The 18,951-nt window shown below is 41.9% G+C and carries 18 protein-coding genes; 8 read left to right on the forward strand and 10 right to left on the reverse strand.

Features of this window, described 5'->3' with window-relative positions; genetic code table 11:
* Nucleotides 1-65 precede the first annotated feature (65 nt).
* The 4 genes from EAH55_RS13390 to EAH55_RS13405 all read left to right on the forward strand — a co-directional run bounded on the left by EAH55_RS13390 (nucleotide 66) and on the right by EAH55_RS13405 (nucleotide 4,148).
* Nucleotides 66-635 carry a TQO small subunit DoxD gene (locus EAH55_RS13390; RefSeq protein ID WP_121810107.1) on the forward strand — a complete coding sequence of 190 codons (570 nt, stop codon included), beginning with the start codon at nucleotides 66-68 and terminating at the stop codon, nucleotides 633-635.
* A gap of 30 nt (nucleotides 636-665) precedes the next feature.
* The gene (locus EAH55_RS13395; protein WP_121810108.1) at nucleotides 666-1,469 is read left to right on the forward strand and encodes an MBL fold metallo-hydrolase; all 804 of its coding nucleotides are present in this window, start codon (nucleotides 666-668) and stop codon (nucleotides 1,467-1,469) included.
* Nucleotides 1,470-1,663: 194 nt separating this feature from the next.
* Entirely contained in the window at nucleotides 1,664-3,280 is a 1,617-nt protein-coding gene (locus EAH55_RS13400; RefSeq protein ID WP_121810109.1) for a carboxylesterase/lipase family protein, read from the forward strand.
* Nucleotides 3,281-3,284: 4 nt separating this feature from the next.
* Nucleotides 3,285-4,148 carry an alpha/beta hydrolase gene (locus EAH55_RS13405; protein WP_121810110.1) on the forward strand — a complete coding sequence of 288 codons (864 nt, stop codon included), beginning with the start codon at nucleotides 3,285-3,287 and terminating at the stop codon, nucleotides 4,146-4,148.
* A 60-nt stretch (nucleotides 4,149-4,208) separates the two neighbouring features.
* Here the strand turns inward: EAH55_RS13405 and EAH55_RS13410 are convergent, their stop codons facing one another.
* The 6 genes from EAH55_RS13410 to EAH55_RS13435 all read right to left on the reverse strand — a co-directional run bounded on the left by EAH55_RS13410 (nucleotide 4,209) and on the right by EAH55_RS13435 (nucleotide 9,287).
* Nucleotides 4,209-4,976, reverse strand: coding sequence for a hypothetical protein (locus tag EAH55_RS13410; protein WP_121810111.1), 768 nt, complete (start codon nucleotides 4,974-4,976; stop codon nucleotides 4,209-4,211).
* A gap of 385 nt (nucleotides 4,977-5,361) precedes the next feature.
* Nucleotides 5,362-6,738: an OmpA family protein gene (locus tag EAH55_RS13415; RefSeq protein WP_121810112.1), complete on the reverse strand. Its 1,377-nt coding sequence runs from the start codon at nucleotides 6,736-6,738 to the stop codon at nucleotides 5,362-5,364.
* A 310-nt stretch (nucleotides 6,739-7,048) separates the two neighbouring features.
* Nucleotides 7,049-7,888: a maleylpyruvate isomerase N-terminal domain-containing protein gene (locus EAH55_RS13420; protein WP_121810113.1), complete on the reverse strand. Its 840-nt coding sequence runs from the start codon at nucleotides 7,886-7,888 to the stop codon at nucleotides 7,049-7,051.
* Between the two features lie 29 nt (nucleotides 7,889-7,917).
* On the reverse strand, nucleotides 7,918-8,346 hold the full coding sequence (locus EAH55_RS13425; protein ID WP_112570552.1) for an OsmC family protein: 429 nt from the start codon (nucleotides 8,344-8,346) through the stop codon (nucleotides 7,918-7,920).
* Nucleotides 8,347-8,436: 90 nt separating this feature from the next.
* Nucleotides 8,437-8,853: a DUF3052 family protein gene (locus EAH55_RS13430; RefSeq protein WP_121810114.1), complete on the reverse strand. Its 417-nt coding sequence runs from the start codon at nucleotides 8,851-8,853 to the stop codon at nucleotides 8,437-8,439.
* Nucleotides 8,853-9,287: a DinB family protein gene (locus tag EAH55_RS13435; RefSeq protein ID WP_121810115.1), complete on the reverse strand. Its 435-nt coding sequence runs from the start codon at nucleotides 9,285-9,287 to the stop codon at nucleotides 8,853-8,855. Before EAH55_RS13435 ends, EAH55_RS13430 begins: the two co-directional genes overlap by 1 nt.
* Nucleotides 9,288-9,371: 84 nt before the next feature.
* Here EAH55_RS13435 and EAH55_RS13440 point away from each other — a divergent pair, with 84 nt between their 5' ends.
* The 3 genes from EAH55_RS13440 to EAH55_RS13450 all read left to right on the forward strand — a co-directional run bounded on the left by EAH55_RS13440 (nucleotide 9,372) and on the right by EAH55_RS13450 (nucleotide 11,640).
* Complete coding sequence (locus EAH55_RS13440; protein ID WP_121810116.1) at nucleotides 9,372-10,619, forward strand: nucleoside recognition domain-containing protein; 1,248 nt, start codon at nucleotides 9,372-9,374, stop codon at nucleotides 10,617-10,619.
* Nucleotides 10,620-10,691: 72 nt separating this feature from the next.
* Entirely contained in the window at nucleotides 10,692-11,111 is a 420-nt protein-coding gene (locus EAH55_RS13445) for a hypothetical protein (RefSeq protein ID WP_121810117.1), read from the forward strand.
* Nucleotides 11,112-11,226: 115 nt separating this feature from the next.
* Complete coding sequence (locus EAH55_RS13450) at nucleotides 11,227-11,640, forward strand: OsmC family protein (RefSeq protein ID WP_114938063.1); 414 nt, start codon at nucleotides 11,227-11,229, stop codon at nucleotides 11,638-11,640.
* Nucleotides 11,641-11,858: 218 nt separating this feature from the next.
* Here the strand turns inward: EAH55_RS13450 and EAH55_RS13455 are convergent, their stop codons facing one another.
* On the reverse strand, nucleotides 11,859-12,476 hold the full coding sequence (locus EAH55_RS13455) for a TetR/AcrR family transcriptional regulator (protein WP_121810118.1): 618 nt from the start codon (nucleotides 12,474-12,476) through the stop codon (nucleotides 11,859-11,861).
* A 177-nt stretch (nucleotides 12,477-12,653) separates the two neighbouring features.
* On the opposite strand from EAH55_RS13455, the gene EAH55_RS13460 reads away from it, so the two are divergent.
* Complete coding sequence (locus tag EAH55_RS13460; RefSeq protein WP_121810119.1) at nucleotides 12,654-13,781, forward strand: mechanosensitive ion channel family protein; 1,128 nt, start codon at nucleotides 12,654-12,656, stop codon at nucleotides 13,779-13,781.
* On the opposite strand, the gene EAH55_RS13465 is transcribed toward EAH55_RS13460, so the two are convergent.
* The 3 genes from EAH55_RS13465 to EAH55_RS13475 all read right to left on the reverse strand — a co-directional run bounded on the left by EAH55_RS13465 (nucleotide 13,778) and on the right by EAH55_RS13475 (nucleotide 18,934).
* On the reverse strand, nucleotides 13,778-14,263 hold the full coding sequence (locus tag EAH55_RS13465) for a DUF4126 family protein (RefSeq protein WP_121810120.1): 486 nt from the start codon (nucleotides 14,261-14,263) through the stop codon (nucleotides 13,778-13,780). The genes EAH55_RS13460 and EAH55_RS13465 overlap by 4 nt on opposite strands.
* 119 nt (nucleotides 14,264-14,382) lie before the next feature.
* A complete protein-coding gene (locus EAH55_RS13470; protein ID WP_121810121.1) occupies nucleotides 14,383-17,805 on the reverse strand; it encodes an efflux RND transporter permease subunit in 3,423 nt (1,140 codons plus the stop codon).
* Between the two features lie 25 nt (nucleotides 17,806-17,830).
* On the reverse strand, nucleotides 17,831-18,934 hold the full coding sequence (locus EAH55_RS13475; RefSeq protein ID WP_121810898.1) for an efflux RND transporter periplasmic adaptor subunit: 1,104 nt from the start codon (nucleotides 18,932-18,934) through the stop codon (nucleotides 17,831-17,833).
* Nucleotides 18,935-18,951 lie beyond the last annotated feature (17 nt).

Genomic DNA, 18,951 nt, shown 5'->3' on the forward strand with positions numbered 1-18,951 from the left:
ACATTCTGGACTACAATTATAGTCCAAAAGCATGGTAATTTTGATCATCAAAAAAAATAAAACCCATGCATATCAATCAAAAACTTTCATCCATATACCTCAGGGTAGCTATAGGCATAAGCTACCTGTGGGAAGTAGCCGACAGGCTTGGTTTATTCGGCCCCAATGGGCACCCTCACGTTGGCTGGGGCGACTGGAAACATTTTGTAGCCTATGCCAAACAAGTAATGAGTTTCCTGCCCGAAAGCATTGTTAATCCGCTCGCAACTATCGCCACTATTGGCGAGGGCGGATTTGGACTATTGCTGATACTCGGCTTATTTACCCGTATGGCGGCTATTGGCAGCGGCATACTCAGTTTATGTTTTGCTATCGCGATGGCAATCTCCTTCGGCATCGAATCGCCTTTAGGCTATTCGGTTTTCACACTGAGCGCGGCAAGCTTTCTGCTGGCATCATTAACGCAATATTCGTGGACTTTGGATAAATGGTTAGCCACACGGCTCGTTAATAAGAAGTTATCAGCCTACCAATCTCAGCAAAATGGATTGAAAGCTGATGACCAGGACCTTCACCACACTGTCATCGATCTAAAACAGATCAGGGCTTTAGCTCAGATAGATTATCGCATATAAAACACCCCTTAGATAAAGCTTTATAAAATCATGAACAAAACCATCATCTGCGGCACTTGTGGTACACAATTTTTGGATGAACCAACGACACCCTCAATTTGCCCGATCTGTACCGATGACCGTCAGTATGTTCCGGAAAACGGCCAGCAATGGACGCTTTCTGCTGAATTGGAGCATCGTACTATTAAAATCACACAGCTAAACGAGCACCTATACGCGCTCAAAATACAACCAGATTTTGCCATAGCCCAAAGGGCATTACTATTGATCTCGCCGGAAGGCAATATTTTGTGGGATTGCATCCCATATCTGGATAAAGCAACAATAGATTTTATCCGGGCTAAAGGTGGGTTAAAAGCCATCGCCTTTTCGCACCCGCATTATTACAGCAATATGAATGATTGGGCTGCCGAATTTGAATGTCCAATTTATATCCATCAAAACGATGCGAAATGGGTGCCTTTTGATAGTCCATACATCTACTTATGGGATGGTAACACCACTCAACTTTGGGACGGTATTAGTATAGTGCATATCGGCGGGCATTTTGCAGGTAGTTGCGTGTTACATATAAAAGGATTAACACCTCAAGGTATGATGTTTTGTGGCGATACCTTTAATATAGCCCGTAGCAAGCGGCACATGGCTATCATGTACAGCTATCCTAATATTATACTACTCTCCAAAACAGAATTTGCCAAAGCATATCAAAGAGCATCTCAACTTAATTTTGACACAGTTTACGGTGCATTCGAAAATCAGGATATTGAGGGTAACGCAATGGAAATATTTGAAGCTTCGATGCAGCGATATAAAGATAGTTACGGCTTATAAAAACTCAGAAACACAATATTTAAACAGAAATTTCCGAAAGTAAAAAGTATGATATAAATTGTATTTGGCAAAACCATTGTGTTATATTTACACAATAACGTCAGAATTAATTGCTGATAGTTGTTTTTCTTCTTCCAGGATCCCTCGAGCGTGCAGGGACCTATTGCTTTAAACCAATTTAACCAAATACAATTATGAAAAAAAACAGTACCCTCATGCTGCTTTTATTTATTTGCTTTTTACCCGTAACGGTATTTTGCCAAAACAGCAATGAACCCGTTGTTGCCGGTAATGATGTGGCTGTAACATCAACCGAAAGCGGTAAAGTAAAAGGCTACATCCACAATGGCATCTATACCTTTAAAGGTATCCCCTACGCCAAAGCCGACCGTTTTATGGCTCCTGAAAAACCTACACCATGGGCAGATGTGCGCAGTTCAAAAACTTACGGCCCCGTATGCCCTACCGATCCTACAACAACCGTTAACGATGAGTTTGAATTTGCTTTTCAGCATGATCTGGGCTATTCAAACGAGCATTGCCAATCGCTCAATGTATGGACACAGAAATTAAACGACGGCAAAAAACGCCCCGTCATGGTGTGGTTACATGGCGGTGGTTTTACTGCGGGCTCATCTATCGAGCTTCCGTCATACGATGGTGAAAACCTTGCCAAAAAGGGTGACGTAGTATTGGTATCTGTAAATCACCGCTTAAATATCCTTGGCTTTCTTGACCTTTCTGCCTACGGCGATAAATATAAAGGTTCATCAAATGCAGGCCTGCTTGATCTGAAAATGGCTTTAGAATGGGTTAAACAAAACATAGCCCAGTTTGGCGGCGATCCGGATAACGTGACCATCTTTGGGCAGTCAGGTGGCGGCGGTAAGGTTACTTCCCTGATGAATGCTCCATCCGCAAAGGGCTTGTTTAAAAATGCCATTGTTGAAAGCGGTAGCTACATCACCAACTTCAACAAAAAACCGGTTACACAAAAAGTTGCCGCGGCATTACTGGAAGAACTTCATCTGCAACCGTCACAAGTTGACTCACTTCAAAAATTACCGTATGATATATTGAACGAAGCCGGTAAAAAAGCTATGCGCAAAGTATCAGCCGACTTAAGAAAAGAAGGCAAGAACATGAATGGCTGGGGCCCGGCTTTAGATGGCGATTTCCTGCCCTATCAACCATCTGACCAGGCGGCTAAAGATCTTTCGAAAAATGTCCCGCTATTGGTAGGTACCACCAAAAACGAATTCGCGCCATTTGTGCCCGGCCCGAAAAGCCAAACAATGGATGAACTAAAGGCCAGTCTGCAAAAAAAATATGGCGATAAAACAGACGCTTTCATTGCCGCCGCGCAAAAGGCTTATCCAACCATTTCAAAACCATCAGAATACACAGATATTGAATTTAACTTCCGTTCATTAGCTATCAAACAAGCAAACGAAAAAGCCGTGAGCGGTGCCGCGCCAGTTTATATGTACCTGTTTACCTGGCAGTCACCTGTAAACGGCGGCATGTACAAGGCTATGCACTGTATGGATATCGCTTTCCAGTTTAATAATATAGCACGTTGCCAGGAAATGACAGGCGGCGGTAAAGAAGCCTATGCCCTCGCAGATAAAATAAGCAGCGCCTGGATAAACTTTGCCAAAACCGGCAACCCCAACACATCATCATTACCTAAGTGGCCTGCTTATACAGCCGATAATGGCGCAACCATGATACTGGATAACCAATGCGTTGTTAAAAACCACCCCGATGATGAGTTATTGCAAATTGTAGCAGCCGCACCTAAACCATAAGCACATGAAAAGGCTAACTTTAATTATTCCCCTGGTACTTTACAGCATATGGGCTTTTGCTGCAAAAGTTGATACAGTGCAAATTCCCAGCGCTGCTATGAACAAAACTTATAAGGCGGCTGTTGCTTTTCCAAAGGCTTACGCAAAAAGCAAAGCCAATTTCCCGGTGCTGTACCTGTTGCATGGCGGCTACGGGCATTTTGATGACTGGCTGCTTAAAACACCCGATAAATCATTGGTAAAAGACCTCGCCGATGAATACAATATCATTATTGTAATGCCCGAGGGTGAAACCTTTAGTTATTATGTTGATAGCCCGGTTGATCCTAACAGCAAGTTTGAAACCTATATTATAAGTGAAGTAATTCCATTTATAGATAGTAAGTACCGTACCATTGCCGATAAAAAAGGTAGACTGATCACCGGTTTATCTATGGGTGGCTTTGGTTCTTTGTACCTCTCGACAAGACATCCGGAACTGTTTGCGGCGGCTGGAAGCATGAGCGGAGCCCTTGACCCAAACATGACCACCTGGAAATTACCTCCCGACAGGTTTGAGATGCTTACCAAAATGCTTGATAAAATCTGGGGGCCAATGACACCAGACTCCTACCTGCCCTACTCCGTAGTGAATATGGCCGATCAGATGAGGCGGAACGGGTTACCGCTGGTAATTAATATTGGAGTTGATGACTTTTTGCTTGAACCAAATAGGGAATTGCACAGAAGATTGGTTTATAATCATACCCCTCATGATTATTCAGAACAACCGGGAGGCCATACCTGGGAGTTTTGGCAAAATGCCTTACCGGGGCACTTGTTATTTTTCAGCAAGGTTTTAAAAGCGAACGGTACTTATATTTTGTAAGGACTACCAGTATAAAGGGAAGGTATTGTTAGCCTTCCCTTTATACTTTTTCACGCAACATTAACAGGGAAAAATCAATGCCGGAAGATGCGCGTGCTCTTCGTTTTCCATATTTTCCCAATCCCAAAGGCCGTTTAGCTGCGAGCTACGGTTACTCAATACAAAAAAGTCTACCTGCATTACATTGGCCAAAACGTCAACAGTTTTCATGATGTCACGCTCTTTAATATTTACGAGGTTAAGTCCCGAATTGCAAAATAACTGCCTGAATACAGTCTCGGCATAACTATCGTTCATATGTGGCAATCCCGATTCGGTAATATTAAAAAGCGAAGTTTTTACATCCAAAGCCTCGCTTATTTTACTTAAAAAACTTACAATATCTTTTTTGGCATAACGCAAATCGGCGAGGTAACCAATATTGTTAATATTAAAAGAGGCGTCTTCAGGAATAGCCAGCAACGGGCAGCATGCGTGATTTAAAATAGGCAGAACCTGGTCATTGATCTCTTTAGTAGTTCCACAAACACCTTTAATAATTAACCCAACGTCATATTTAGCTGTAATAGCATGGAGCGACATTCCTAAAGTATCCAGATAGCTAAGGAAAACTATATTCTCGGCATTTTTAATTTGGTCTTTAAAACCAAAGTCCTCGTTATCAAACATGTCCTGAACTGAGATATCCGATAACTGAACGCTCAATGGCTCGGGTACTGTGTTCATGACAATTACTTTAGTTTTTAGTTTTGCGCCTAAATTACCGGCGTAGGTGAGCGCGTAATTACTTTCCTTTTTAAGATTGTGAATCACTAAGATTGCTTTCATAGCTAATAGATATATGAGATGTATAACAGTGAACAAGTGATAAAAGAAGCTGTTTCTTAATTTGTAATTAAAAAAGTCATAAAAAAGTCAGTTTAATATTGACATTAATTACCGGCAGGCTATAAACCTTAACCTTTAACTAAAAGCCCCGCATTCTTTACCACTTGTTGCAATAAACGCGCATATTGATCAATCTTTTAAATAACTTATTTTAAATTACACTGATATTAAATAAGGTCACGGTACGATGTCGCAGGCAGATAAAAACAAGTAGGATTACGTATTTATTATACTTAAAAGCTAACGACAGATTCGGGTCTGTCTATACATAAAAAGGCCGCTCAAATGAGCGGCCTTTGCTTTTATGGAGTATTAATAATATCTATTAATATAAGGTAAACTCAACCCTGCGGTTAGCCTGACGACCGGCAGCAGTTTTGTTTGTAGCAATTGGCTGGGTTTGTCCGTAACCGGTTGCTTCTATACGTGATGGATTTGCACCTTTGCTTGCCAGGTATGATTTAACAGACTCGGCACGGTCTTTTGATAAACGCATGTTTAAATCTGCAGAACCTGTGTTATCGGTATGACCGGCAAGTTTCAGGCTGAAGTTTTTATCAACCAGTAACTGTGCTACCCTGTCCAGACTTGGGTATGAGTGAGCACGGATAGTTGCTTTACCCAAATCAAACTCAAGGTTTTTGATAGCGTCTTTAACTACTTTCTTATCTTCTTCGGTTACATAAACCACCGGTTTAGCTAAAGGACAACCAGAACCATCAACTTTTTGACCGGCTGGTGTGTTAGGGCATTTATCGTTTACGTCCACAACACCATCGCCATCGCTATCGGTAGTTAACTTAGCTAAGTTAGCATTGGTTGTAGCAAGATCGCTTGCAAGCTGCGCATTTTTAGCTTTCTCAGCATCAATTTGCTGTTGCAGTTCGGCACGGGTGCGTTGATTTTCCCACTGGTACTCGGTACGCATTGATGATACCGGGTTATGAACGGCCATCTGCGGCTTTTTCTTGCTGCCCAATGCAAACTCTAAACCAACGTGAGCGTATGAAAAGCGGTCATCGCCCCCACCGAAGTTATAGCCGTCAAAGTTATCAGACTGTACAAAGTTAACCTGGTAACCCAGATCAAGGTTGATACCCGGAGCCAGATTAAACTTCAAACCTGCTCCAATCGGGATGAATACTTCACCAATGTGACCATTGTCGGTTTTCTTGAAGTTTTCCTGCTGACCGCCGGCCGGTGTAATCCTCGGTGTATAGTTCATATACCCTGCACCGGCAGTTAAGTAAGGCTGAATGAACGGCCGGTCATGGCGCCAGTTGATATTTGCCAATGTAAAGTTGGCGCTCAACGCTGCCGACCAGTTTAGTTTTGTAGAGTACGAATCATAAGCAGAAGTACCGGCTGTGGTTACATGGCTGTTTGATGATGACACCTGGCCACGAAGGAAATCGGCTTGTAAGCCAAATGATGGTAAAATTTGTTTCTTAATGTAAGCACCGTATCCAAACTGTTCGCTTGGGTTGGTAAAATCCTGTCGGTTATTACGGCCAAATATGGTGTAAGGAGTTAACAGTCCTCCATGTACACCGATTGACCAGGTGCGTAATTGATCACCGCCTGAAAACGGTTTTACATAATCTCTTGCTGCTGCTGAAGTATCTGGTGACTGAGCGAATAATTTACTGCCAACCAGTACCCCGGTAAGGAGCAGTGAGGCTTTTTTTAAATTTGTTTTCATATTTCTAATTTTAATTCTCCGTTTAACATTTAAGAAAAACGTACACCGGATAATCCAACATTGATGCCATCAGGATTTGGCAACCGGAAAACCAGGTCGTAAATCAGTCTAAAACAAATCCAAAAATTAAAATAAAAATTTAATATAACCCGTTGATTAACTAAGCGAAACAACGATACTTTTATGATGCAATTCAGATTGGTTAAAACACGTAATTTGTATCAATTATTTAACTTTTTGTACCAAATGGTTAATGAGTAAAAAACAATACAGTTTTGTACAGATAAGGAGTAAATAAACAAAATAGTTGTTAAGCCATTACGGCAACCATATTGAACAGATTTTCGCCCAAGTTAATATTTCCGCTGACATGGGATGCGTCAAACGCGGTTTGCGGATCGATACCTTTTGTGAATACTTTCCAGGCAATATCAGCCGACAGTGTAATCTTAGTATCCGGCGCAGAACCGGTGTTTTGGGTAAGCATCCAGCCATCGGCAGTTTTGAGCAGAAACCAATTACCTCCGGCTTCACCGCTTATGGTAACCTGGATTAACGCGCCGGCATTGGCAATAACGGTACGGTATGCATGCGGAAGTCCGCGCATAAATGTATCAATGCAGGGGTAGAACAATTCGGCTGTAATAATACCCTGCTTACCAACGGCTTCGCGGATTTGTTGCTGATGATGAAACTTTTCGGTGTATTCACGGGCGATGTGAAACCAGTTAACAGACTCCTCCTCTCCTGCCCAGGCTACCGAAAATGGCGCGGGTGCAAGCAGATCGGCTTTTGACATTATTTCGCTGTATTGCTGGCCTGTTGCTTCTAAAAGTTCGATTAGCAATTGCGGGCTCACGCGCCTCATGGCTTTTACCCAGGTTGCATTTAAGCCATTCAAAAAATCAATTAAATCGCTGTAATTGTTGATGGGGACTGAAGGAGGATCGCCGATAAATTGCTGCGACAAGGAAATAACACGCATATTGCCATCAAGCAAATGGGCGGCAATATCTTTCACCGTCCAAAGTTTTGCCAATGTTGGCTTATTCCACTCTCCGGCCGATAGGGACTTGAGTAACTCTATCAGCTTTTGATCCAAAAGGGGGAACAGGTGCACTGTTTTAATAGGGACTTCCTGTTCCGCCATCTGGTATTTTTTATCCGTAATAAATTTTATTATTGGGCAGGGTGAACAATTACCTTCCATTTAATTGCCGCACCAGCCTTTGAAAGCGTTGCCGCAACAGAGCAGTATTTGTTGATAGATAGTTCGGCAGCGCGTACGGCTTTATCTTCATCAACATTACCATAGATATGAAATTCAATATCCACATCTTCCCATAGCGAAGGCTCTTTGCCCGCCTCGCGTTCACCATTAACCACCATTTTATAGTCGGTTATTTCCTGGCGTTGTTTTTTCAGGATACTGATCACGTCAATTGCCGAACAACCGGCAAGGCCCATTAAAAGCATCTGCATTGGGCGGATACCAAAATCCTGACCGCCACTTTCCGGACTACTGTCCATTTTTACGGTGTGTCCATTAGCGTCAACAGCTTCGAAGCCAAAATCGCCATGTACACGTTTTAATTCAATCTGAGCCATATTATCTGGTATTATTGCGCTAAGTTATATAATTAAGTGCTTATGCTAAAACACACTACTGTTGTTTAATTGGTTTTAGTAAAAAATGACCTATGTTGTATGTTTTCTGCTTTTAACAGGTATAACCAGCTTTAAACCTGACCAAACTTCATCAACAGCACAAACTTTAATATCAACCAGGTCAATTTGCAGGGCAAAGTTCCTGATCAAATCTTCAGTGATATCGGTAACTACTTTTGACGCTTTTTTGGGCCAGGAAACCCAGATCATGCCATCCTGCTTTATTTGTTTCATTAACTCCGGGAGTTTAGCTTGATATTCATCTGCGCTTTTGCTAAAGAAATGGATCACATCATTTTCAAGTGAAACATCGGCGGTAAAATAAACATCAGGAGGCATATCGGTAAACAAATCGATGTAATGCTCGGGCGCGTTGATCAGCATTAATCTTGCTCCTGCTTTTATGCCAAGTTTTTTCGCCAAAGGTGTACCCGAATAGCCAGCCATTACAATATATCTTTCAGGTGATGTAACATATGGTCAACGTAATCGGCGGCAAGCCATTCAACCGTTTGCAGGTTTGGCTCCCGTTTGCTGTTATCACAACGGGCGTTTAACCTATCGGGAGGATAATTATTCAAAACCCTTATAATTTGCAGGTTTAACAATGCCCAAAGTTCAATCAGTTCATTAATATCCGCGTCCTGGTAATGAGCAGCCGCAACCCACTCCACCTGCTCATAGGTGAGCCTGAAGTTCTCTTCATAAGTGCAGCGAACAAAACGTTGCAGGTTGATCTGGGCGCTGTCAATCAAATGACCTATCACTTCTTTTTTTGACCATTTGGCAGGCGATGCTTTACAAGTCCAATCGGTATCCTGTCCCTTTAACAGTCGTACATCGTCAATAATTTGGCTGAGTTTATTAATCGCCTGGTTCATATATCGGTTTTATGAGTAGTATAAAAGTATGAGCATTTCATATTAAACAGCAAAAGCACTAACTTCAGAGCCTTAAACATTACTATGGCGCTTAACTATATCTGGATAGCTTTTTTTGTAATTGCATTTGTAGTTTCACTCATAAAATTAGTTTTTTTTGGCGATACAGAAGCTTTCAAATTATTGGTTGAAGGATTGTTCAATTCATCTAAGTCGTCGGTAATGGATATCGCCTTGCCATTAATCGGTTCTATGGCGTTCTGGCTCGGTATTCTGAATATTGGCGAAAAAGCCGGGGCCATCAATTTTTTATCGCGAATAGTAAGGCCATTTTTCAGTCGTTTGTTTCCGGATGTACCTAAAGATCACCCTGCTACCGGTCAGATGATGATGAACTTTTCGGCCAATTTAATGGGGCTGGACAACGCGGCTACCCCACTTGGGTTAAAAGCTATGGGCAGTCTACAGGAATTAAACCCTGATAAGGAAACCGCCTCAAATGCCCAGATCATGTTCCTGGTGCTACACACCTCGGGCTTACAATTATTACCGGTCACCATTATTGCACAAAGGGCTATCTTAAACTCTAAAGATCCTGCCGAGGTGTTTTTACCTTGTATTATTGCTACTTATGTGGCTACCGTTGTGGGCCTAATAGCAGTAGCCATTAAACAAAAAATCAATCTTTTTGACAGGGTAATTATTGGCTGGCTTGGCGGCGTTACAGCTTTTATTACACTGGTTGTATGGTACTTTACTACTCAACTAACTAAAGAACAAATTAGTACGGTATCATCCATTATCAGCAATGTAATGCTGTTTACCATACCGGTGATATTCATTGTTGGCGGACTTATAAAAAAGGTAAATGTATTTGAAGTTTTTGTTGAAGGTGCTAAAGGCGGCTTTGAAACATCGGTAAAGATAATCCCCTACCTGGTAGCCATGCTGGTTGGTATCAGCGTTTTCAGGAGTTGCGGCGCTTTGGATTATATGAATGAAGGGCTGCGCTGGGTTTGTGTCCAATTCCATTTAGATACCCGCTTTGTTGACGCCATGCCGGTTGCTTATTTAAAACCGCTCAGCGGATCGGGCTCCAAAGGCATGATGATAACCGTAATGCAAAACTTCGGCGTTGATAAATTTGCCGGAAGACTGGCCGGGATCTTTAACGGTTCGGCGGATACTACCTTTTATATTGTTGCATTATACTTTGGTTCCGTGGGTATCAAAAAATCGCGCTACGCTATTCCGGCAGGACTTATTGCCGATCTGGCCGGGGTTATCGCGGCTATCTTTATCGCTTACTTATTCTTCGGCCATCAGCCATAAGGGCTGTTTAACAAAGGGTTGCTTTTATTCATCAATTAAATTGCTACTTTTATCGCACCCTTTTTTAAACTAATGACTCAAACTTACCTTAAGGAAAAGCACCTTAAAAAAAAGCGTGCTATGAAAGGCGTGTACGCCATTGTGATTGCCGGCCTGATATTTATATTTATTATGGCCAAATTTGCTACATCGGGTGGCGTTTCAGAAGTACTTTCGTTCAGTAAAGCGCCAACTGCCGAAGACGCTTATAAGATGGCTACTGAATTTGTTACGCCAACCATACGTAACAGCAACATTTCGTTCCCCGATGATAAATACCAGTTTGGTAAAAAAGCCGATTCTATTTTTATCATTAAATCATACGTACTTTCGAAAGGCAGCAAAGGCGAAATGAACCGGACTAATTTTGAGGTATTACTGAAATATAATGGTGGCCCTAAATACCTTAAAAAAAGTTGGGCGCTGGTTGATATTAACGAAAGTTCTGAATAAATAAAGTCAGATGCATGAAGTCGAAAGTCAAACGTTAGACTCCTTGCCTTCTTTAAACTTGGCACTTATGACTTTAGACTAAAGACTAATCGTAAATTACTATAACAATAGCCTTATGGAAGAAACCGGAATTGAGTTGATAGAAAGCGCCACCGCATTTATAGGGCATACCCAGTATCAAACAATAGTTAATAGTGGCGGGCACGGTCTCATAACCGACGAACCATTGAAAGCCAATGGCAGCAACACCGGCATGAACCCCTTTAGTTTATTGCTGGCCAGCCTTGCAAGCTGCACGGTTATTACCCTGCGCATGTATATCGACCGCAAAATGTGGCCTATAGAAGAAATCAAAGCCGATATTGAGATGTATAAAACTTTAAGCGGCACACGTATTGAAACCAAGCTAAGTTTTAAAGGCGAAGTTAACGACGAGCAGCGGGACAGGCTACTTAAAATAGCAAACGCTTGTCCGGTTCATAAAATACTGATTGGCAATATTGACATTAACACAAATATCAGCGCATAAAAAGTCCGCGCGGCAAAAAGCTACGCGGACTAAATCACTCTAAAACAATCACCTCTTAAAAAAGAAGTATTTGTAAATAATTAAACAAAAAGGTAATTACCAGCCTGTTAAATTACTTGCAAGTACAAATGTACCCATAAATAACAGGCCCAGCATTAAACAGGCAATTCATTTGACGGCTAACTGACAGTACAGGCTTTTTATACCTTCGGATGACTTTAAGCCATTAGTCCCTTGATAAAAATATCAAGCAGAAGCAGTTTTTTGGTGTGGATTTCTTCGAGATGTTCCTTACGCGGGAAGTTGGTTTTCTTTTGAGATATGGCCCCAACCCTGATACCATGTAGAGCATCCATCAATACGTCAACAATCTCTTCAGGGTTGTTTACCGGCTTTATCGCACCTTTCTCAACCTCGATTTTAATGGCATTACTTAACAGGTTCAATTCCGCGCTATGCACTTCACCAACTATTTGCCAGATGGTTTCGGGGAGGTTTTGCTCGTTAAGCCTGAAAAAATCAAAAAAGTTATAGTTATTAACGATAAACTCGTGATGAGTATTTACCTGGAATGTGAATGCCTCTTTTAAGTTAGTGAAGCTATTTAACCTGCTCTCAAGCGTTTTTAGATAGTCGGTAGCAAGCTTGCGCATTACAGCAATGTACAGCTGACTTTTATCCGGGAAATAATAATAAAGCAAAGCTTTTGACATGGATAAGTCACCGGCTATTTCGTTCATGGTTGTTTTTGAATAACCATAATGTAAAAAACGCTGGTGCGAGGCCTCTAAAATTTTCTCCCTTTTAATATCCTGCTGGTCATTAGCTGCTGCCATGTGAAAAATTTTGCTTAAAAACAGGTAAACAAATAAGTCAATACAATCGATTTCCTGACTTTTTTAACAAAACTATCAAAAATTCATCAAATAAGTGTGGCAACCCCCTTCTGCAGGGCATTTGCTAAAACAATTTTACATTCCAACTATTTTATAGGGGACACCAATTTTTAGATTATGGATATTGGAAACAGATTACCACCCGATTTGCTTGAGTTTTCGCAACGGATCCCCTCCTTTGCCTGGAATTTGATCATCATCGCTTCGGCAATACTTATCGGCCTTATCACTAAATTTATCATTACAAAATTATTCCGGATCTACGCCCAGCGCAAAGAAACTGATTACTCCATACTACGATCAATAATTGTAAACCTTGGCCCGGCGGTGGCTTACTTTATACCATTGTTCCTGTTCAACCTGCTATCGCCCTTACTGCGGATGAATAAACTCTATTATCAGCCGCTTGATAAAACCATAGAGATCTTGCTTACCATATCATTTGCAGGCCTGCTTGTCCGTTCAGTACGCATCCTGGAAGATTATATCTATCACACTTACGACCTTAATAAGGTTGATAACCTGAAAGAGCGTAAGGTGCGAACGCAGATTCAGTTTATCCGCAAGATCATCGTGGTAACCATCATTTTCTTAACCATCGCCATCATCCTGCTTAGTTTTGAAAGCATGCGCAAGATAGGCACCGGCCTGCTTACCGGCGTTGGTATAGGTGGTATTATAGTGGGCTTCGCGGCGCAAAGTTCATTAGGCAACCTTTTGGCCGGTTTTCAGATAGCCTTTACGCAACCTATCCGCATTGATGATGTCTTGGTTGTAGAAGGCGAATGGGGCCGTGTTGAAGAGATCACCCTCACTTATGTAGTGCTAAAAATCTGGGACGAACGGCGCCTGATACTGCCCATCAATTATTTTATCCAAAAACCGTTTCAAAACTGGACACGCACTTCGGCGGATATACTGGGTACGGTATTTTTATATATGGACCATACAGTGCCTATTGATGCCATTCGTGAGGAGTTTGAGCGGTTGATTATAAAATCAAGTCTTTGGGATAAACGGGTTAAAGTAGTACAGGTAACCGATGTGCGGGAGCATACTATCGAAATCAGGGTATTAATGAGCGCAAGCACCTCGTCAAACGCCTTTGACCTGCGTTGTTACATCCGCGAAAACCTGATCACTTTTATCCAGAAGAATTTCCCGGGCAGTCTGCCTCGTTCACGTAACGAACTCAGCAACTTGGGCGAACTTGAAAAATATATTCAACCTGCCACAGGAGCTTAAACCAATTTGCTTAAGCTGATGCCCGCCCCAATTACCAAAGCGTCTTCGGCTGCGCCAATCAACGGATCGGCGACATGGTTTGCCTTAACTATGTTTTTACGTAAATAATAGCTTGCATAAGTTGCCGCTATTGCCGCTGCCCCTCCTATCAATGCTCCGGCTAAGGCTTTACCACCAACAGCTTTATAAATGCTTGCACCGGCCAAAGCACCTGACAAACCTCTGCCGGCTACGCCCTCCGGTTCTATTCGGTTTGGCGTTGATGGTAATTTATCCGCAATAAGTTCAGTAACCGACAAAATCTTTAAAACGGCTGCAACGGTTGTTGATTGCATGAACTTTAATGGCGATTTCTCCAGCCTTTTTGATGGATGCTTACTAAGTATATGCGTAGTTACAACCGGGGCCGATAATGTGCGCATGCCGGCTAATGTACCGATGCCAATCACCGGCCAAATTGGGTTTGATACTTTAAGTTTCATTTCGCTTCAAAATACTTGATTAAAGAACCCCAAACCTGACGTAATGTTCTGCCCCATAGCTACAAAAAAACGGCCATGCTAAGGATAGCATGGCCGTTTTTATATCTATTAACCTTATTTTAAACTGCTTCTGGTTCTAACACCGCTGCATGTTTAGGTTCAACTGATTTTTTGCCGAACAACCTTGCTTTAAGGTTATAACGGATCAGGTATAAACAAGGTACAAGTATCAGTGTAATAACCGTAGCAAAACCTAAACCGAAGATCATTGTCCACGCCAATGGGCCCCAGAAAGCAACGTTATCGCCGCCAAAGTGGATATGCGGTTCAAAATGGGTAAACAAACCTACGAAGTCGATATTGAAACCAACCGCCAGCGGTATTAAACCTAAAATGGCGGCAGTGGCGGTAAGTAATACCGGTGTCATACGGGTATGACCGGCTTCAACTACTGCATCGTGAATGCTTACGCCTTGCTCAAGCAACATATCGGTAAACTCAACCAATAAGATACCGTTACGAACAACCACACCCGCTAAAGCGATGATACCAACGCCGGTCATTACGATAGACATGGTCATACCGAATACGCTGACGCCCAGCAATACACCTATAATACTAAAAAAGATCTCGCTAATGATTATAAGCGTTTTACCGATTGAGTTGAACTGGATCATCAAAATAACCAGGATCAATCCGAATGATACAGCAAGCGCCGATAGCAGGAAGGTCATGGCCTCCATTTGGTCTTCCTGTCCACCGCCCTGACGAATAGTCACATTATCCGGCCTCTTAAAGTTATTTATCGCTTTAAGGATATTGGCATTAACCTCGTTAGGATTATTTGGCTTAATTACATTTGAGCCAAGCGTTAACACCCTACGCTGTTGTTTACGTTTGATATTACTGTAAGTGGTGGTATAGCGCACATCAGTGAAAGCCGATATTGGCACCTGGCGTATCGCGCCACTCATGGCCATATCACGGTATGTAATTTTCAGGTTTTTGATCTCATCAATATTACTGCGCTGACTTGGCAATGTTCTTACCATGATTTTATAATCGTCCTCGCGGGTATTGCGAAAATCGGCTGCCTTCCAACCATAAATTGCGGTAAACAGGTTTTGATTGATTTGCTGAGAAGATACTCCCTCACGGTTAGCACGCTCACGATCTATATCAAACACAATTTCCGGCTTATCGCTTTGCACGTCGGCAATCAGGTTTTCGATACCAGCAATATTTTGCTTAGCCAAATAACTTTTAAGCCTGTTGCCGGTAGCAACCAGCGTATCCAGGTTATCACCCACTATCTCAATACTGATATCTTTTTGTACCGGAGGACCGCTGCTCTCCTGTGCAACAGCTATTTTTGCACCGGGAATCCCTTGTACAGCCGCACGGATGTTGGCTAATACCTTTTTGGTATCCTTACCGTTACGTTTACCAAATTCAACAAACGCTACGGTAACCTTACCTTTATTTTCATAATCGCCCTGATCTTCATCAGTAGGATCGGTAACCCCTTTTGTTACGTTTGAAATAACTGACGACACGATATCCTTATCAGGCTCAACTACTTGTGCAACGCGCTTTTCTATCTGTTTGGTTACTTCATTGGTATAAGCCTGATCGGTACCGATAGGCAAAGTAATGTACACATAGGCAAAGTTAGGGTCGCCCGATGGGAAAAACTCTGGTGTTTTGCCGCGTACCGCCATCAAGAAAATCGCAAAAATAAACAAGCCGATAGTTCCGACCAGAACGGTTACCGGCCTGCGTACAGCACGTTCAAGCCATTTGGCATACCAGTTTTGAAATTTAGGCCAGGCATTTTTCTGGAACCTATCAATAACACGCAGCAGGAAGAAATGGTTAATCAGGTATAATACCATGATCAGCACCATCAGGTTTCCAATACCAACGTTCATCAGATAGCCAATAACTGCTGCAATTGTCAAAAATATCATGGCCCTTTTTGTAGGCCTGTCAAACTTAGGATGATCATGTTCGCCATCGTGATGTGGCCTCATAAAATCAACCGCGAATACCGGGTTAATGATATAAGCTACCACTAAGGATGCCAACAAGGTAATGATCAAAGTAATTGGCAGGAAGAACATGAAATGGCCTATCAAGCTATTCCAGAAAGCCAGAGGCACAAACGGAGCCAAAGTAGTCATGGTACCTGAAAATACCGGAAGGAACACCTCTCCTGCCGCCATTTTAGCAGCCTCTTTAATTGGCACTTTCCCATTGGCAAAAATACGGTGTGTGTTCTCTATTACTACGATGGCGTCGTCCACCACAATACCCAGCGCCAGCAGGAACGAGAATAACACGATCATATTGAGCGTAAAGCCAATGGCAGGCATTACCAGGAAGGCAATAAAACATGACAACGGTACAGATAATGCCACGAAAATGGCATTGGTTGTGCCCATAAAAAACATCAGGATAACGGTAACCAAAAGGAAGCCGATAACGATGGTGTTAATTAAGTCATTAAGTGTTGTACGCGTTTTGTCAGACTGATCGCCGGTAACAACAATATCCAGGCCTTTAGGGAAAACTGTTTTTTGTTTTAGCTTGATCAACTCGTTGATCTTATCAGAAGCCTCAATCAGGTTTTCGCCCGCCCTTTTACTCACGTTAAGGGTAATTACATTTTTGAAGTTAGGATTATCATTGGTTTTTAACCTTGCATAACTTTCCTGTTCTAAAAATGAATCTTTAACCTCGGCAATATCCCGTAAATAAACAGCCTGCCCTTTAGGGTTACGGATCACCATGGCAGCCACTTCATCGGCATTTTTAAAATCCTGCTTAATATCAATGGTTCTGCGAACGCCGTCGGTTTTAGCAGTACCTGTTGATGACAATATATTTTCGTAACCAATGGCTGTACTAATGTCCGGCAGGCTTAGTTGCGCGGCAGCCATCTTGTTCATATCAACATTAACCTGTATTTCAGGAGTTAAAGCACCTACCTCATCAACTTTTGAAATTTCCTTGTAGCTTTCAATTTCATCTTTTAATATATCAGCATATTCCTTTAGCTTTTTCAGATCATAATTACCTGAAATATTGATATATAAAATAGGCAGATCGGCAACGTTAATATCCGAAACAACAGGATCGGTATAATTATTATCATTTTGCGGGAGATCCTTCTTGGCTTGGTCAATCTTATCCTTTACGTCTATTTTTGCATCCTTGATATCAATATTAGCCTGAAATTCGGCAGTAATAATAGAAACATTCTGAACCGAGTTTGAAGTCACTTTCTTCAATCCCTTTAATGATTTCAGCTGCTTTTCTATCTGGCGGGTTACCAGGTTTTCGATATTTTGCGGAGACTGACCGGCAAAGGTTGTTGTTATAAACACCTTTGATTGTGCTATATCCGGAAAGTTTTCCTTAGGCAAGCGGTTATAACTTACCAGGCCAAGCACCGTGATCAGGAACATGAGCACATAAATGGCCGTTTTGTTATCAATAGCCCAACTTGAAGGGCCAAATTCTTTCTTTACATCTTTCATAATGAACAGATCAATTGGTTAATAACTAATTGGCCGATTGAACAACTTTGACTTTATCGCCGTCTTCAACCTCTGTTGCGCCTTCAACTATAAGCTGGTCACCGGCTTTCAAACCTGATAATATCTCTGTTTGGCCACCATAAGTAATACCCGATTTTACATTTACCTGTTTTGCAATACCATTCTGATTTACAAACACATGGTCGCCGGTTTCTGATTTCTGCACTGCTTTTACAGGTACCGAAATAGTGTTATTTTTTGCATAATCGGCTATTTTTAAAATAGCCGTCATATTAGGGCGCAGTGTACTGCGTACTGGCAGCTTTATCTCCACTCCAAAACTACGTGATGTAGGATCAATAGCTTTTGCGGCGAAAGTTACTTTGGTAACTAATGAATCATTAGCATCCGGTATTAAGATCTTAACATCGTTACCGGTGTTTACACTGCTTGCATATGACTCAGGCACATCAGCCTTTACCTTTAAAACATCAGCATTAACAATACGGATACCTGTTTGGCCCGGTGTCGCGCTCTGTCCAAGTTTCAGGTCCATTTGATCTACGGTACCATTTATTGGTGATATGATACGATACAAGGCAGATTGCTTTTTTAACGATGCTAAAGCTTTCTGGCTGCTTTGTAAAGTGGTTTGAGCTTGCAGATATTGTACTTCGGTGCCTATTTTTTGATCCCACAGGTTTTTCTGGCGATCAAATAATTGCTGGTTTAAACTCACCTGGGCTTCGCTTTGAGCGATGTTTTGCTGCATAACGCTATTATCAAGCTGTGCAAGGATCTGACCCTTGCTTACATGCTGCCCCGGTTTTACATAAAGCGCGGTAATGGCAGCCTGCATTTGAGGATAGGCAGTAACGTTATCCTGCGCATCTATTTTACCCTGTATTTGAACGTAGTTGGTAAAATTGCCCGTTTTTACTTCAGTAACACTTACGTCAGTGCTTTTTGCCGAATCGGTAGTGCCCATTTCAGACTGCAGCTTCTCAATTTTTGAATTGATATCTGATTGCTGCTTTTTCAGATCGGCCAGCTCGGCCTTTTTATCTTTAGGCTTACTTGAGCAGGCCGCAAGTAAAACCAGGAATGGTATGTATATAAATTTTTTCATTTTCATTGTTATATAGT

Source organism: Mucilaginibacter kameinonensis (assembly GCF_003675385.1).
Lineage (GTDB): Bacteria > Bacteroidota > Bacteroidia > Sphingobacteriales > Sphingobacteriaceae > Mucilaginibacter > Mucilaginibacter kameinonensis.

Coding starts and splice junctions, on each gene's coding strand:
- EAH55_RS13465 (WP_121810120.1), bottom strand. CDS start 14,263: ATGAAACTTAAAGTATCAAACCCAATTTGGCCGGTGATTGGCATCGGT.
- EAH55_RS13445 (WP_121810117.1), top strand. CDS start 10,692: ATGACTCAAACTTACCTTAAGGAAAAGCACCTTAAAAAAAAGCGTGCT.
- EAH55_RS13435 (WP_121810115.1), bottom strand. CDS start 9,287: ATGAACCAGGCGATTAATAAACTCAGCCAAATTATTGACGATGTACGA.
- EAH55_RS13460 (WP_121810119.1), top strand. CDS start 12,654: ATGGATATTGGAAACAGATTACCACCCGATTTGCTTGAGTTTTCGCAA.
- EAH55_RS13420 (WP_121810113.1), bottom strand. CDS start 7,888: ATGGCGGAACAGGAAGTCCCTATTAAAACAGTGCACCTGTTCCCCCTT.
- EAH55_RS13475 (WP_121810898.1), bottom strand. CDS start 18,934: ATGAAAAAATTTATATACATACCATTCCTGGTTTTACTTGCGGCCTGC.
- EAH55_RS13395 (WP_121810108.1), top strand. CDS start 666: ATGAACAAAACCATCATCTGCGGCACTTGTGGTACACAATTTTTGGAT.
- EAH55_RS13440 (WP_121810116.1), top strand. CDS start 9,372: ATGGCGCTTAACTATATCTGGATAGCTTTTTTTGTAATTGCATTTGTA.
- EAH55_RS13455 (WP_121810118.1), bottom strand. CDS start 12,476: ATGGCAGCAGCTAATGACCAGCAGGATATTAAAAGGGAGAAAATTTTA.
- EAH55_RS13430 (WP_121810114.1), bottom strand. CDS start 8,853: ATGGCTGGCTATTCGGGTACACCTTTGGCGAAAAAACTTGGCATAAAA.
- EAH55_RS13415 (WP_121810112.1), bottom strand. CDS start 6,738: ATGAAAACAAATTTAAAAAAAGCCTCACTGCTCCTTACCGGGGTACTG.
- EAH55_RS13390 (WP_121810107.1), top strand. CDS start 66: ATGCATATCAATCAAAAACTTTCATCCATATACCTCAGGGTAGCTATA.
- EAH55_RS13425 (WP_112570552.1), bottom strand. CDS start 8,346: ATGGCTCAGATTGAATTAAAACGTGTACATGGCGATTTTGGCTTCGAA.
- EAH55_RS13400 (WP_121810109.1), top strand. CDS start 1,664: ATGAAAAAAAACAGTACCCTCATGCTGCTTTTATTTATTTGCTTTTTA.
- EAH55_RS13450 (WP_114938063.1), top strand. CDS start 11,227: ATGGAAGAAACCGGAATTGAGTTGATAGAAAGCGCCACCGCATTTATA.
- EAH55_RS13410 (WP_121810111.1), bottom strand. CDS start 4,976: ATGAAAGCAATCTTAGTGATTCACAATCTTAAAAAGGAAAGTAATTAC.
- EAH55_RS13405 (WP_121810110.1), top strand. CDS start 3,285: ATGAAAAGGCTAACTTTAATTATTCCCCTGGTACTTTACAGCATATGG.
- EAH55_RS13470 (WP_121810121.1), bottom strand. CDS start 17,805: ATGAAAGATGTAAAGAAAGAATTTGGCCCTTCAAGTTGGGCTATTGAT.